This is a genomic window from Pseudomonas sp. LP_7_YM (assembly GCF_004364435.1).
Taxonomy (GTDB): Bacteria; Pseudomonadota; Gammaproteobacteria; order Pseudomonadales; family Pseudomonadaceae; genus Aquipseudomonas.
In genome coordinates this window covers 336,601-351,283 of record NZ_SOCT01000005.1, presented here as the reverse complement: position 1 = coordinate 351,283, position 14,683 = coordinate 336,601, and the positions used below count along the sequence as shown (strand labels likewise).

Here is a 14,683-nt window from a genome sequence, read left to right as displayed (position 1 = left end):
CGGGCCAGTTCTTGGGCGCTCAGTTGCGCCAGCTTGTTGTACGCGCCACGAATCTTGAAGGAGAACACCGGCTGCAGGTCTTCGCGCTTGAGCAGTACCTGATTGCCCAGCCGTTCGGACAGCTGACGCGCACCCTGCAGCGGGGTTTCCACGGCGATGTCGTAGACGCGGGAGGTGAGGATTTTCTTGACGTCCTGTTCGAGCATCGGGAAAGCATCACTGGCGAGGGGGCAAGGCTCGGAAGTCTACCCCGCGCCCCGACGCACGACCACACCAAGACTCAGGCTTTAACCACAGCATGCCGCTATAATGCCCGCCCTTTCGTGTCCTTTGGCCCCCGTGGAGCCCCGCATGACCCAGGATCAACTCAAACAGGCCGTTGCCCAGGCCGCCGTCGACTTCATCCTTCCGAAACTCGACGACAAAAGCATCGTGGGTGTCGGCACCGGCTCCACTGCCAATTGCTTCATCGATGCGCTGGCACGGCACAAAGGCGCGTTCGATGGCGCAGTGGCCAGTTCCGAAGCCACCGCCGCACGCCTCAAAGGCCACGGCATTCCAGTGTATGAACTCAACACTGTCAGCGATCTTGAGTTCTACATCGACGGCGCCGATGAAAGTGATGAGCACCTGAACCTGATCAAGGGCGGCGGCGCAGCCCTGACCCGCGAAAAAATCGTAGCGGCGGTGGCCAAAACGTTCATCTGCATCGCCGACGGCAGCAAGCTGGTCCCGGTACTCGGCGCATTCCCGCTGCCGGTCGAAGTCATCCCGATGGCTCGCAGCCACGTCGCGCGCGAACTGGTGAAGCTGGGCGGTGACCCGGTGTACCGCGAAGGTGTGTTGACCGATAACGGCAACATCGTCCTCGACGTGCACAACATGAACATCACCAATCCGGTGGAGCTGGAAGCACAGATCAACGCCATTGTCGGCGTGGTTACCAATGGCCTGTTTGCGGCGCGTTCCGCGGATCTGCTGTTGCTGGGTACTCAGGATGGCGTGAAAACCCTCAAGCGCTGATCGGGTTTTACCACGAACCGTCGATTCAAACGCTTCCCCTCTGCGGGAGCGAATTGATTCGCGATTGGCCCGTACAGTCGGCGCATCTTTGTCGCCTGTATGGCGCCTCCCGAATGAATCCGCTCCTACAGAAGGAACACTGGACGAAGCATGACCTTCACTTCTTCCTGAACACATAAAACAGATTCGGCTCGCTCACCAGATACAACGTCCCGCCCTCGCCCATGGCAATTCCTTGCGCCTGTGGCACGCTCTTGCTCAGGCCCATGCTGCCCTTGCTGAGCGACACATTGCCGACCGGCCTGCCGTCGGTGTCCAGCTCCAATATTTGCCGCGACTCATCGGACAATGCCAAAAGATGACCGCTGCGCTCGTCGAATTGCAGGCTTGAAAGATCGCGCACGAACAGGCCGGCATTACGCTTGCTGCTGGAGGTGACTTCTAGAATGTTCGGTGCAGCTGGATCGAGATGGGGGAAGCCGCGCACTTCGATGATCTGCACCGGTTTGCGCTCTTTGGCGATAAACAGCCGATTACCCCGATGGTCGTAGGCCAGCCCCTCAAAGCCATTATTGCCGCCGGCATCGATCCCCAGCGTCAACTGCTGTGCGTCAGCGGCATCGAGAGACCGCGTATTATCGTCTACCTGGACCTTGATCAGCCGCTGACTGTGTTCGTCGCTGACGACATAGATACCGGGGCTGATGTACTCCACTGCTTCGGCATCGCCAAAGCCGGTCAGCGGGATTCGCCGCAGGATCCGGCCTTCAAGGCTCAACTCGACCAGCTCAGCGTCTTTGTTGGTGACGGTAAACAGGGTTTTACGATCCGGGTCATAGCTTAACGCCGACACGTTGTCCTCAAGGCCCGCGATAACCCTGGCCTCGATCGCCACCTCGTAGCCTTCAAGCCCCAACGCCTGTGCATCGACGGACTGCCAAAAGACATGCCAGTTGAACCACATCCGCTCAACCACCCGGTACTCACGAGCGACGCCCCATAAGGCAGCCAGCAGAACCCCTACCAGCAAGGTCAAGGGAACAGTTTTAAAAGGGGATAGACGACGCATCGATCAAGCTCAAACTCGGAGGGGGACGCTTTAATAGCACCCTGGTCTGAAACCACGCTTAAGGGCTCGCAGGATCAAAGCTCTGCCCGGAGGGCGTGAGCGATTGGCTCCTAAGGCCTACGACCAGAATCAAAGCGTTGCGCAGTCATCGTGCCCCTCATTTCTTCTTGAATGAATAAAACAGGTTCGGCTCGCTGACGATGTAGATGGTGCCCTTGTCGTCCATCGCCACCCCTTCAGCACGGGGAATGGTGTGCTCAAGGCCATTGAGGCCCTGCATCAACGCCATGAAGCTGACTTCGTTACCCTTTTCATCCAGTTCCAGCAGCAAATGCGACTCGGCGGACAGCGCCAGCAGATGCCCGGTCTTCTCGTCGATATCCAGCGCGGACAGGTTGCGCATGATCAGGTTGTCATTCACCAGTTTCAGCTTGTCTCCCTTCAACACGGCACTGCCGTCGGAGTGCCAGCTGAACAGCGCAGGCGGGCGCTCTTCGCCGAGCAGCAGGCGCTGGTTATGCGCATCCCACGTCACGCCCTCAAACGCCTTGTTCTGATCCGCCGAAGGGCCCAGGTCGTATTTGGGGAAGTCGCCAATGTTCAGGGTTTTGGTGTCCGGGGTCACGGTGACCATGGTCATCAGGTGCTGGCGCTCATCAACAATAGCGATCAAGCCATTGCCCAGCACCGCCAGACCTTCCGGGTTGCTCCAGCCCACCAGTGGAATCTTGCGCAAGACCTCGCCGGTCAGGCTCAACTGCGCCAGGAATGCGTTTTTGCCCATCACCGCGTAGAGGGTATTGCTCGAAGGATCATAGGAAAGGTCTGACGCTTCGTCCTTCTCCAGCCCCGCCAATGGCTTGCCGTCAATCACAACGTGATAATCCGGCAACCAGATACTGATCGCCTGCTCAGCGATGGAGGTCGTTTGTTCCCGCAGCCAAAGCAGCCCGCGATCATCCCAATGCCAGGCGAAGGACAAACCTGCAAGGGTCGCCACCAAAGCGATCACCGGCCAGGACCAATGAAAACCTCGGCGCTTGGGATTGCTCAGCGATTGATCAGTAGCTTCCATCTAGACGATCCCGACAATAAATCCACTGCGCAGCGCCTTACGCTGCGCTTGGCACGGAATTATCCAGATTGTTTGTGAAAAAAACGGCAATCCAGACACCCCGGGCAGGTACGACGCACATTAAAAGGGCCGCCTGTGATGTCTCAAAGGCAGCCCCTTGGCCTGGCGTGACCCGACTCAGCGGACCTCGCTGGCGAAACTACTCTGCCCCGGCAGTTCGAGCACAATCCGGTCGCCGACAGTGAATGGCCCCACGCCAGCCGGGGTTCCGGTCATGATCACGTCACCGGCTTGCAGCGAGAATTGCGAGGCCATGTGCTGAATCATCGGCACGATAGGGTTAAGCATCTGGCTGCTGTTGCCGTCCTGGCGCACTTCATCATTGACGCTCAGGCGGATGGAAATGTCGGCCAGGTCCGGGTAAACATCAGCCGACACGAACGGGGCAATGACTGCAGCGCCGTCGAACGATTTGGCGATTTCCCACGGCAGACCTTTTTCCTTGAGCTTGGACTGCACCTCACGCAGTGTCAGATCCAGCCCTGGCGCAAAGCCTGAAATCGCGTCCAGCACTTCTTCACGGCTCGGGTTCTTGCTCAGCGACTTACCGATCAGCACCACGATTTCGGCCTCGTAATGCACCGAGCCACGATCCTGAGGAATGCTGAAACCGCCCTCGATGCCGACCACACAACTGCCCGGCTTGATGAACAACAGTGGCTCGGTCGGGACCGGGTTATCCAGCTCCTTGGCATGCTCGGCATAGTTGCGGCCAATGCAGACCACCTTGCCCAGCGGGAAGTGAACTTTGGTTCCGTCGACATACTTGTGCTGATAGCTCATGAGCGTTCCTTTTATTACAGCGTCTATTACAACGTCGGACTGGCTTGGCGGTTATGGCTGATCGGCGTTACAACGCGAAGATCTTGCCGGGGTTCATGATGCCGTTCGGATCGAATACTGCTTTTACCGCTTTCATGTACTCGATTTCCACTGCCGAGCGGCTGTATTCGAGATAGTCACGCTTGACCAGACCGACGCCATGCTCGGCAGAGATCGAGCCGTTGTACTTCTCGACGATCTCGAACACCCACTTGTTGACTGTCGCACACTTGGCGAAGAACTCCTCCTTGGGCAAGTCCTCCGGTTTGAGAATGTTCAGGTGCAGGTTGCCATCACCGATATGGCCGTACCAGACCACTTCGAAGTCAGGGTAGTGCTCACTGACGATAGCGTCGATTTCGTTAAGGAAGGCCGGGACCTTCGATACCGTGACCGAGATGTCGTTTTTGTACGGAGTCCAGTGGGAGATGGTTTCAGACAGGTATTCACGCAGCTTCCACAGGTTCTGCAACTGCTGCTTGCTCTGACTCATCACGCCATCGATGACCCAGCCCTGCTCTACGCAATACTCGAAAGTCTCCAGCGCCTGATTGGCGATATCCTCGTTGCTCGCTTCGAACTCCAGCAAGGCATAGAACGGCGTTTGGGTGGCGAACGGCTCAGGCACGTCACCGCGCGCCATGACGCGCACCAGACCCTTGTCGGAGAAAAACTCGAACGCCGTCAGGTCGAGCTTGCCGTGAAAGGCGTGCAGCACCGGCATGATCGAATCGAAATCGGGCGTGCCGAGCACCATGCACGTCAGGTTTTTCGGCGCGCGGTCCAGGCGCATTGTTGCTTCGACGACAAAACCCAGCGTGCCCTCACCGCCGATGAACAGCTGACGCAGGTCGTAGCCGGTGGCGTTCTTGACCAGATCTTTGTTCAGTTCAAGGATGTCGCCCTTGCCGGTGACAACTTTCAGGCCCGAGACCCAGTTGCGGGTCATGCCATAGCGAATGACCTTGATCCCGCCCGCATTGGTGCCGATATTACCGCCAATCTGGCTGGAGCCGGACGATGCAAAATCCACCGGGTAATAAAGGCCGTTTTCTTCCGCGAAGTTCTGCAACTGCTTGGTGACCAGCCCTGGCTGACACCGCACCGTACGGTCGGTGACGTTGAGTTCGAGAATCTGGTTCATGTAGTCGAATGAAACGACCACCTCGCCATTCATCGCCACCGCGGCGCCCGAAAGCCCCGTACGACCGCCCGACGGCACCAGGGCGACCTTGTGCCGGTTGGCCCAGAGGACGATGGCCTGCACCTGTTCAGTGGTTTTGGGGAAGACAATGGCGCTCGGCGCGGGGGCGTATTGCCGGGTCCAATCCTTGCCATAGGCCTGGAGCGAATCGGCATCGGTGAGCACCTTGCCGGGCTCGACGAGGGACTTAAGTTCATCTATCAACGCAGGCTGTGTCATCAAGGAACTCTCGAACGATTCATGGTCATCCTGAGAACGGCTCACGTCGCAGGAGCGGGTATTTAGCGGGGCACATATGCTAGCATACCGCCCCCGCAGAGACGTGCCTGAGGCCGACCTGCGAAGGCGCCGTTGCGCCGTGAGGCCAGCTTGCGCTGTCCATTCCCTGCCATTTTTTCCGGGACACAGGTTTACGCAGATGAGCAAGACTTCCCTCGACAAGAGCAAGATCAAGTTCCTTCTTCTCGAAGGCGTCCATCAGTCCGCAGTCGACGTCCTCAAGGCTGCCGGTTACACCAGCATCGAGTACCACACCAAGTCTCTGCCGGAAGCCGAACTGAAGGAAAAGATTGCCGACGCTCACTTCATCGGTATTCGCTCACGTACCCAGCTGACCGAAGAGATGTTCGACAGCGCAAGGAAACTGGTCGCAGTCGGCTGCTTCTGCATCGGCACCAATCAGGTTGATCTGGATGCTGCCCGCGAACGCGGTATCGCCGTCTTCAACGCACCGTATTCCAATACCCGTTCGGTTGCCGAACTGGTATTGGCCGAGGCAATCCTGCTGCTGCGCGGCATCCCCGAGAAAAACGCTTCCTGCCATCGCGGCGGCTGGATCAAGAGCGCCGCCAACTCGTTCGAGATCCGTGGCAAGAAGCTGGGCATCATCGGCTATGGTTCGATCGGCACGCAGCTGTCGGTCCTGGCCGAAAGCCTGGGCATGCAGGTGTTCTTCTACGACCCTCTGACCAAGCTGCCACTGGGCAACGCCTCTCAGGTTTCCAGCCTGACCGAGTTGCTGGGCCTGGCTGACATCGTTTCCCTGCACGTGCCTGAGCTGCCGTCCACCCAGTGGATGATCGGTGAGAAGGAAATCCGCTCGATGAAGAAAGGCGCGATCCTGATCAACGCCGCACGCGGCACCGTGGTCGAGCTGGACGCTTTGGCCCGTGCGATCAAGGATCAGCACCTGATCGGCGCCGCCATCGACGTCTTCCCGGTGGAGCCACGCTCCAACGACGACGTCTTCGAAAGCCCGCTGCGTGGCCTGGACAACGTGATCCTGACGCCGCACATCGGCGGTTCGACGGCTGAAGCCCAAGCCAATATCGGTCTGGAAGTGGCAGAGAAGCTGGTCAAGTACAGCGACAACGGTACGTCGGTGTCCTCGGTGAACTTCCCTGAAGTGGCCCTGCCGGCTCACCCCGGCAAGCACCGCCTGCTGCACATCCACGAAAACATTCCGGGCGTGCTCAGCGAAATCAACAAGGTGTTCGCGGAAAACGGCATCAACATCTCCGGTCAGTTCCTGCAGACCAACGAAAAAGTCGGTTACGTGGTCATTGACGTCGACGCCGAATATTCGGACCTGGCGCAAGAGAAGCTGCAACACATCAACGGTACCATCCGCAGCCGCGTCCTGTTTTAAGGCGTTGCTTGAGAGTGTTGAAACGGGAGACCTTCGGGTCTCCTTTTTTGTGCCTGCTCATCCCCGGCTACCACTGCCTGAGCAAGCCCCGCTGTGTAGGAGCGAATTCATCGCGATTGGTCATCAGGCACAGAGTCGGAATGCCGCCCAGAATGAATTCGTTCACATAGAGGGATTACGGGATGCTCAAAACTCAAACGGCTCATTTCCCCGCCGCCTGAACCAGCCGGTCAGCGACAGACGATCCCGCCTGGCAGGCAGCACTTCGTGGGGCATCTCACCGGATAAAAACACTACCAGGCACCCGCCGATGGGCTGCACATCGTGTTCCACGCCATCCTTGAAGAACATGCGCAACTGCCCGCCGTCGTCGGGCTGCCAGCAGGCATCGTTGAGATAGATCACCGCCGAAACCATGCGCCTGTCGTCGTCACGAAAGCGGTCGACATGCCTGCGATACAAAGCCCCTGGCGGATACAGTGCGAAGTGGCTTTCGAAGTCTTCCAGCCCCAGAAACAAGCCGCGATTAAGTGCCTGACGCAAGCGGTCCATCAAACCCAGATAGCGGTCGCATGGCTCGGCCTGACCCGGCTCAAGCCACTGAATGTGATCACCACGAATCCCCTCGCGTACCTCTTGGGCAGGACCGCGCCCTACGGCCGCCGGGGCCAGCTCTCCTTCGGCCGCGCGTTTGCAGCACTCAAGGGCCAGTTCACGGGTCAGCGCTTCGGGCAAAAAGATGTCCTGCTGCGACCAGCCACGCTCGGCCAGCTCGTCGACGATTCTTGTCAGCAGTGAGTCATCAGGGGATATGTGCATGGCGCGCATAGTATCCACACGCCGATCAATCCAACAGAGCCCGCGGTCTGCCGGAGAAAGAATATTTTCGCGCGGCGAAAATCCGCTAGCCGTTTACACGCAACATCGTCGAACCCAAGGATTTTCTTGAGGTCTGGCAACTTGTTAACTCGACAAATCCCCGCCGCCCCGCCGAGAATAGCGGTCTGCCGACAGGAGTCACTATGCGCCGTCTGTTTTTCCTGATGTTGATGTTCTGCACCTTGCCCGCCCGGGCAGACGGCCACGATCAGTTGTACAAGGTCGCCGGTTGGCCAGAACAACGCGCGCATTTCAACGACGCTCTCAATGCCGCGCAACAGCACTACAAAAACAGCCTGCCGCCCGCCGTCTTTGAAGCCCTGATCAACAACAGCAATCAACGTTTCGCGCCTCAGGCGATGGATCAACGCGCCGAGCAGAAACTGCGGCAGACGTTGCAGGATCCGAACCCTGCCCTGCAATTCTTCCAGTCCCCTCTGGGCCGCAAGATCGTCAACGCCGAACTGACCGCGACCCGGCCCGATCAACTGGCGAAAAATGCGCAGGGCTTGCCGAAGATGCAGGCCAGCGACAACCGCATGCTGATCATCGGCCATCTATCCAGCGCCCTGCCCGCCAAGGAAGCCGGTGCCGAGGTGAGTCTGGCCATTGCCGGAGTGGCTGCCGACAGCCTGAGTTCGATGATTCCGGGCTTGATGGGCGGCGGGGCGGCACAAGGGATGCTCGACGGCCAGCGCCAGCGTCTGATGGCGCAGATTGCCAACGACATGAACAACACGCTGCTGTACGTCTATCGCGACCTGTCCGACGCAGAGCTTGAAGAGTTTTCAACCTTCGTCGAATCCAGCGAAGGCAAGGCCTACTATCAGGCAGCGCTGGCGTCGATTCGCGCTGGCCTTGCGGTGGGACAGAATCTGCGATGACCGAGCGTCACGACCCGCTGTCGTCTGCTCTTATCACACCCAAGACAAGTGGCTGACTTGAAGCCCCCCAGCGGGCCACTGTCGTACGGCGTCAGTTGCACCCCATCCGCTGCGTCAAAAATCTGAAGAACTGTGCCCTCAGCTCGGGCAGCTCATTGGCCAGATGATGCCGCGCTTCGTGGAGCATGAAGATCTGCGGATGATCGAACTTGTCGTTGAGCACTGCCAGATTGTGGCGCCAGGCCACGGTCATGTCTGACTCGCCTTGCACGATCAATGGGCTGCGTCCACTCCGCGGAGCGCTTTCGATGCGTTCGATCCACTTCGCGAGCGCTCCCACCCAGACCGTTGGCAAGCGCCGTGGCTGTAACGGATCGGCCATCAGAAACGGCAGAAAGGCAGGCGCGTTGGAGTTTTCGCTGAAGCGCCGATCGATGCCTTTGACGAAAGCGCGCAACAGGTAATAGCTGACTTTCGACCAGGTCCAGCCGCGAGGACGAACCAGAGGCGCCAGTAGAATCGATTGTCCTTGCGCCGGACTTTCGTCACCGTGATTAAGCAAATGATCGATGATGATCGCTCCGCCTGTGCTCTGTCCGCACAGGTGCCAGGGCTTGGGCAACTGGAGAATGTCGGCTTCTTCAAACAGCCGGTCGAGGACCGCCTGATATTCGGCAAAATCGGTAATGCTTGCTCGAGTACCGCTGGACAGACCATGACCCGGCAAGTCGCAGGCAATCACGGCGAACCCCAGTTCCAGCGCCCACTCGATGACATGACGATAAAGCCCCATGTGGTCGTAGAAACCATGCATCAGCACCAATGTGGCTACAGGATGCTCCGGGGCCCACAGTTGGGCGACGATCTCGTAGCCGCCAATTTCGAAACGACCCAGCCGGCTGATGACCCGCCCTTCATGCCCCAGCTCTCCCAGGCTGTAGAAGCGCTGGTACGCCAGCGCCTCGTCAGTGAGCGCCAATTGCGCACTGAGCGGCTGCAGGCTGGCGCGCAGGCTATCGGGGTCGAAGGTGTTGGACATCGGCATCCCACATCAGGCAAACAGAAATTCACAAGTGACGCATCGAGTTTCTTCCGTACTCTCAGGCGTGGCAAGCTACGTCACCCAACTCGAAGCCGCCCATGAACGCTCACTCACTCGCTCGACGTCGCACGGTATTGCTCGCGCTGATCGCCACGGCGTGTGCGGCAGCATTGTGGCTGGGCTACAGATGGTTTGAGGGTCGATACGTCCGAGCGTTCAGTGACCGCGCGGCGTTGTTTGCAGGCGACACCCTGCGCCTGCCGCCAGCGCTTGCAGGACCGGGCCGCATTCGCGTGGTGCACTTCTGGGACCCGGCCTGCCCGTGCAACGTCGGCAATCAGGAGCACCTGAGCGATTTGGTGGAACGGTTTTCGGTGACAGGCGACGTGGATTTTTATGCGGTGCAAAAACCGGGCAGCCATGGCCGACTGCCCGTCACCCTGAGCGCCATCAAGCCTTTGGACAGCCTGCCAGGGGACCTGCAGATAACCTCAAGTCCGGCAGTGGCGATCTGGGATCGACAAGGCAATCTCGCGTATTTCGGGCCTTACAGCGAAGGGCTGGTGTGCAATTCGCAGAACAGTTTTATCGAACCGATTCTTCAGGCATTGGAGGCAGATCGGTCGGTCGATGCCACCCACACGATGGCGGTGGGGTGTTATTGCCCTTGGGCAGGCAGCGATTGAACCCGTTCGTGCAGAAGCCGGGTCACCTGCGCAGGAGCGAATCCGTTCACGAGAGGCCCCTACATCGGACCAAAATGCATCGAATTTGAGAGGCCAATCGCCAATGAACTCACTCTCACAGGTGCGGTTCAGGGCAGGATGATCTTTGCGTGGAGGCAGCTTTCAAGATCAATGCGTACTCTTGTACTCAATCACCAACGGCAGCTTTTCATCCACTGTCGTGGTCAGCACCTTGCGTTTGACCGATTTCAAGCCGCCCAGCTGTTTCGCCGTCATGCCACCTCCTACCGGTTTGCTCAGCGGTGGTTTGACCATCAGATCGCTCGCGGCTTGCAACGCCCGATGGTAGCCGCTTCGTTCACTCAGATTGAAGTCGGCCAGGTCAAGCTGGCCGCGCAGCCAGTCGGCCCAGTAAAACTCTAGAAACTCCGGCGAGACGTCGCCCGATTTCGGTTTGTCGTAGGCCGCGCCACGGACGAAATACACCAGGCTGCGCAGGATGTCGTTATGCATGGATTGCAGCCCTACATGCGCAGGCAACTGATCGGGAGAAATCGACTGCCCGTTGCCGTCCTTGAGCCAAACCTTGTGCGCCTGCTGCATCCTGTTCCAGAACGTCGCCATGTCGGGGCTGTCGCTGAAGTTGTCGGTAACGCGCACGTTCATTTTCATCTGCGGCCCGGCACCGGGTTGCTCCCAGAGCGTACTGAAGGTGTGATGGCCGTCGGTGAGGTAGAACTGGCCATCGGGGCCGACCACCACGCTTTTCATCTCCTGCAATTGCGCGCCGGGCTGGTCCTTGCAGGCGAAGGTTTCAGGCTTCAACGGATCGGCGCCGCTGCTGATCGCCCGGGCCTTCTTCTGGCCGTTGCTCTCACAAATCTCGTCGAACAGCTTTTGTCGATCCTTGGCGAAGCTTTCGAGCTTGTAATACACCTGATCAAAACCGATGACCGTCTGAGTCGGATGCACCTGTTCAAGGCTGACTTCGACGATGTCTCCAGGTTTCGGGCCAGTGAAAGCCTGGACGTGGGAGCAGATTAGTGCCAGCAACAGGGCCAGGGCGCAGGATTGAATTCGCATGGTGTAAGACTCTGGTTGAGTGGGCAGGAGCTTAACTCAATCCCAATCCGGCTCGCCGCTGAACCTGTAGGAGCCCTTGCGGCTACACAGCCACGCGACAAATCTGTAGCCTTTCGGGCTTCTAACTGATCTTTCGAGCCGCTGGATGAAACGCAGCCTTTTCGTCATCGCCCTTGCGCTCATCCTGATTGCAGGCGGCGCAGCCTGGTATCTCAACAGCAAGCAGCCGGTGCGCGATGGAGAGGTCTCGCTGACGCACCTCCATGCGCCGGTCAGCGTGCGCTATGACGAACGTGGTGTGCCGCACATCAAGGCCGAGAATCAGGACGACCTGTATCGCACGCTGGGTTATGTCCATGCCCAGGATCGTCTGTTTCAGATGGAGATGCTGCGCCGCCTTGCGCGCGGCGAGCTGGCCGAGGTGCTCGGACCGAAACTGGTTTCCACCGACAAGCTGTTTCGCAGCCTGCGCATTCGCCAGCACGCTGATGAGTATGTCGCCCGTCAGGACAAGAACACGCCCGTCTGGCAGGCCCTGCAAGCGTATCTGGACGGCGTGAATCAGTATCAGGCGACTCACCCCAGGCCCATTGAGTTCGACGTAATGGACATCGATAAGCGGCCATTCACGGCCGAAGACACCCTGAGCATCGCGGGTTATCTGGCCTACAGCTTCGCCGCCGCATTTCGTACCGAACCGCTGCTGACCTATGTCCGCGATCAACTCGGCCCGGACTACCTGAAAGTCTTCGATCTTGACTGGCAGCCCCAAGGCGCATTGCATCCAATACCCGCCCTGAGCGACAAGGACTGGAAAGGATTGGGCGATCTGGCGCTACTCAGTCAGCAGGCGCTGGAAGACGCAGGGCTGCCGCAATTGGAGGGCAGCAATGCCTGGGCGGTGTCGGGCAGTCGGACACAAAGTGGCAAGCCATTGTTGGCGGGAGACCCGCACATCCGGTTTTCGGTGCCTGCAGTCTGGTATGAAGCGCAGCTGTCAGCGCCGGGCTTGGAACTGTATGGGCATTTCCAGGCGCTTGATCCGTTCGCCTTGCTTGGGCATAACCTGGATTTCGGCTGGAGCCTGACGATGTTCCAGAACGACGACGTCGATCTGATTGCCGAGAAGGTTAACCCTGATAACCCCAATCAGGTCTGGTATCACGGGGCCTGGGCCGACATGACTTCACGCCCTGAGCAGATCAAGGTCAAAGGCCAATCGCCAATCTCCTTCGTGCTACGCCAATCGCCACACGGTCCGATCATCAACGACGCGCTGGAGAAAAACAGCGGTACTGCGCCTATCGCCATGTGGTGGTCGTTCCTGGAGTCGGAGAACCCGATTCTGCAAGGCTTCTACGAGGCCAACCGGGCAGACACGCTGGACAAGATGCGCAGCGCCGCCCAGAAGATCCAATCGCCAGGCCTGAACGTGGTCTACGCCAACGCCAAAGGCGACATCGGCTGGTGGGCGGCGGCGCAGTTGCCCCAACGGCCGGCCGGCGTGAACCCGGCGTTCATCCTCGACGGTAGCACCGAGCAGGCGGATAAGAACGGTTTCTACCCCTTCAGTGCCAATCCTCAGGAAGAAAATCCTGCCCGTGGCTATATCGTGTCAGCCAACTTCCAGCCCGTGTCGCCCACCGGTATGGAGATTCCCGGCTACTACAACCTCGCTGAACGGGGTCGCCAGCTGGACAGGCAGTTGAGTGACGACAGCGTGAAATGGAACGTGGAAAACAGCAAGGCGCTGCAACTCGGTACTCGGACCGACTATGCGACGCAGATTCTCACGCCGCTGATTCCGGTGCTGCGGCGCGTCATCAGCGACCCCGAAGAGCACAAACTGGTCGAGCGTCTGGCGGCCTGGACAGGTGACTATCCGGTGGATTCAGTAGGCGCAACGCTGTTCAACCAGTTCCTCTACAACCTGAGTGATCAGACCTTCCACGACGAATTGGGTGACGAGATGTTCGCGACGCTGCTGTCGACGCGGATCATCGACATGGCACTGCCAAGACTGGCCGCGGACGCGAGCTCGCCGTGGTGGAACAACCGCAACTCCCCCGCCCCCGAAAACCGTGACAACACCGTGAAAGTGGCTTGGCATGCGGCGGTCTCGCATCTCAAATCGCTGTACGGGGTGAACCCGGACGAGTGGACATGGGGCAAAGCGCACACGCTGACCCACGAGCATCCACTGGGTCGCCAGCCGCCGCTGGGTATGCTGTTCAACGTAGGCGTATTCGCAGCGCCGGGCACTCATGAAGTCCCGAACAATCTCTCGGCGAGCATCACCGCCGCGCCGTGGCCGGTGACTTACGGGCCTTCGACAAGGCGCCTGATCGACTTCGCCGACCCCGCCCACGCGCTGGGCATCAATCCGGTTGGGCAAAGCGGCGTGCTGTTCGACAAACACTACGCCGATCAGGCCAAGGCCTACATAAACGGCCAGTACATGCCGGAACGGTTCAGTGAGGGGGATGTGGCGGGGAACAGCAAAGAGGTGTTGCGGGTGGTGCCGGGGCAGTAAACACCGACTCGACTAAAGGCGCTGCTAATCCTCAGGCTCCGCGTCTGTCCCTAATGAAGCATAGCGTCAGCGCATGCATACCCACGCGGAACGTGGGGAGCTATCAGTAATCTACAGACCCCCTACTTCCCGCGCTTAAAAGTGGCATTATGCCCCCCCGCAATATCTCATTGGCAAAGTCAGGCCTCGCTAGATTTATCGGGGGCTATTCAATAGGTAACGACAGGCATGAAAGCGGCAGCATACGGTTTGGTATTGGCTGGGATAACCCTTGGTGGATGTACATCCATTCAAGTAGAACCATTGGAGGTTCGGCCTGCGGAAATCTGCATTGAGCAAAATCCTAAAGTACAGGTAACTGACTTCGTCGCAGTCGTGCAACGCGGTCTGCAAGAGCGCGGAATCAGTTCGCAGCTGTACCCGCAAGTGCCCGCCAGTTGCGACTATCGCATGACGTATGTGGCCTATCGGTCCTGGGATTTCGTACCCTATCTTTCCAGCGCCGACCTGGAAATTTGGGATAAGAACCAGCACCGAGTGGGCGCGGCGCATTACCACCTGCGAGGGAAAGGTGGGATGTCGATGGCCAAATGGCAGGGTACGCAAACAAAAATGGCGCCAGTGTTGACTCAGCTACTGCGCAACATGCCAGATCGATAATGCCAAGCTAGATCA

14 protein-coding genes are annotated in these 14,683 nt (G+C 58.8%); 6 read left to right on the top strand and 8 right to left on the bottom strand.

Annotated elements, in window-relative coordinates; translation table 11 throughout:
* A partial coding sequence (locus EC915_RS15525; RefSeq protein WP_133751411.1) for a pyridoxal-phosphate dependent enzyme occupies positions 1–206 on the bottom strand: 206 nt, incomplete at its 3' end.
* A 145-nt stretch (positions 207–351) separates the two neighbouring features.
* Here EC915_RS15525 and rpiA point away from each other — a divergent pair.
* Positions 352–1,023, top strand: a complete 672-nt coding sequence (gene rpiA, locus EC915_RS15520; protein WP_133751410.1) for a ribose-5-phosphate isomerase RpiA — start codon at positions 352–354, stop codon at positions 1,021–1,023.
* Positions 1,024–1,180: 157 nt separating this feature from the next.
* Here the strand turns inward: rpiA and EC915_RS15515 are convergent, their stop codons facing one another.
* The 4 genes from EC915_RS15515 to EC915_RS15500 form a co-directional block, all read right to left on the bottom strand.
* Positions 1,181–2,092, bottom strand: coding sequence for an SdiA-regulated domain-containing protein (locus EC915_RS15515; protein WP_133751409.1), 912 nt, complete (start codon positions 2,090–2,092; stop codon positions 1,181–1,183).
* A 157-nt stretch (positions 2,093–2,249) separates the two neighbouring features.
* Complete coding sequence (locus EC915_RS15510; RefSeq protein WP_133751408.1) at positions 2,250–3,167, bottom strand: SdiA-regulated domain-containing protein; 918 nt, start codon at positions 3,165–3,167, stop codon at positions 2,250–2,252.
* A gap of 177 nt (positions 3,168–3,344) precedes the next feature.
* Positions 3,345–4,010, bottom strand: coding sequence for a fumarylacetoacetate hydrolase family protein (locus EC915_RS15505; protein WP_133751407.1), 666 nt, complete (start codon positions 4,008–4,010; stop codon positions 3,345–3,347).
* Positions 4,011–4,077: 67 nt separating this feature from the next.
* Complete coding sequence (locus EC915_RS15500) at positions 4,078–5,472, bottom strand: FAD-binding oxidoreductase (RefSeq protein WP_133751406.1); 1,395 nt, start codon at positions 5,470–5,472, stop codon at positions 4,078–4,080.
* A gap of 199 nt (positions 5,473–5,671) precedes the next feature.
* Here EC915_RS15500 and serA point away from each other — a divergent pair, with 199 nt between their 5' ends.
* Positions 5,672–6,901: a phosphoglycerate dehydrogenase gene (gene serA / locus EC915_RS15495; protein WP_133751405.1), complete on the top strand. Its 1,230-nt coding sequence runs from the start codon at positions 5,672–5,674 to the stop codon at positions 6,899–6,901.
* Positions 6,902–7,087: 186 nt separating this feature from the next.
* On the opposite strand, the gene EC915_RS15490 is transcribed toward serA, so the two are convergent.
* Positions 7,088–7,729: a 2OG-Fe(II) oxygenase gene (locus EC915_RS15490; protein WP_133751422.1), complete on the bottom strand. Its 642-nt coding sequence runs from the start codon at positions 7,727–7,729 to the stop codon at positions 7,088–7,090.
* Positions 7,730–7,923: 194 nt separating this feature from the next.
* On the opposite strand from EC915_RS15490, the gene EC915_RS15485 reads away from it, so the two are divergent.
* On the top strand, positions 7,924–8,664 hold the full coding sequence (locus EC915_RS15485) for a DUF2059 domain-containing protein (protein ID WP_133751404.1): 741 nt from the start codon (positions 7,924–7,926) through the stop codon (positions 8,662–8,664).
* A 91-nt stretch (positions 8,665–8,755) separates the two neighbouring features.
* Here the strand turns inward: EC915_RS15485 and EC915_RS15480 are convergent, their stop codons facing one another.
* A complete protein-coding gene (locus tag EC915_RS15480; RefSeq protein ID WP_133751403.1) occupies positions 8,756–9,703 on the bottom strand; it encodes an alpha/beta hydrolase in 948 nt (315 codons plus the stop codon).
* Positions 9,704–9,804: 101 nt separating this feature from the next.
* On the opposite strand from EC915_RS15480, the gene EC915_RS15475 reads away from it, so the two are divergent.
* A complete protein-coding gene (locus tag EC915_RS15475; protein ID WP_133751402.1) occupies positions 9,805–10,392 on the top strand; it encodes a DUF6436 domain-containing protein in 588 nt (195 codons plus the stop codon).
* Between the two features lie 168 nt (positions 10,393–10,560).
* Here EC915_RS15475 and EC915_RS15470 read toward each other — a convergent pair whose 3' ends face one another.
* On the bottom strand, positions 10,561–11,475 hold the full coding sequence (locus tag EC915_RS15470) for a ParB/Srx family N-terminal domain-containing protein (RefSeq protein ID WP_133751401.1): 915 nt from the start codon (positions 11,473–11,475) through the stop codon (positions 10,561–10,563).
* Between the two features lie 145 nt (positions 11,476–11,620).
* On the opposite strand from EC915_RS15470, the gene EC915_RS15465 reads away from it, so the two are divergent.
* Both EC915_RS15465 and EC915_RS15460 read left to right on the top strand, forming a co-directional pair.
* Positions 11,621–14,008 (top strand): penicillin acylase family protein, encoded by a 2,388-nt coding sequence (locus EC915_RS15465; RefSeq protein WP_133751400.1) that lies wholly within the window; start codon positions 11,621–11,623, stop codon positions 14,006–14,008.
* 228 nt (positions 14,009–14,236) lie between these two features.
* Complete coding sequence (locus EC915_RS15460) at positions 14,237–14,668, top strand: Sbal_3080 family lipoprotein (RefSeq protein ID WP_133751399.1); 432 nt, start codon at positions 14,237–14,239, stop codon at positions 14,666–14,668.
* Positions 14,669–14,683: the final 15 nt, after the last annotated feature.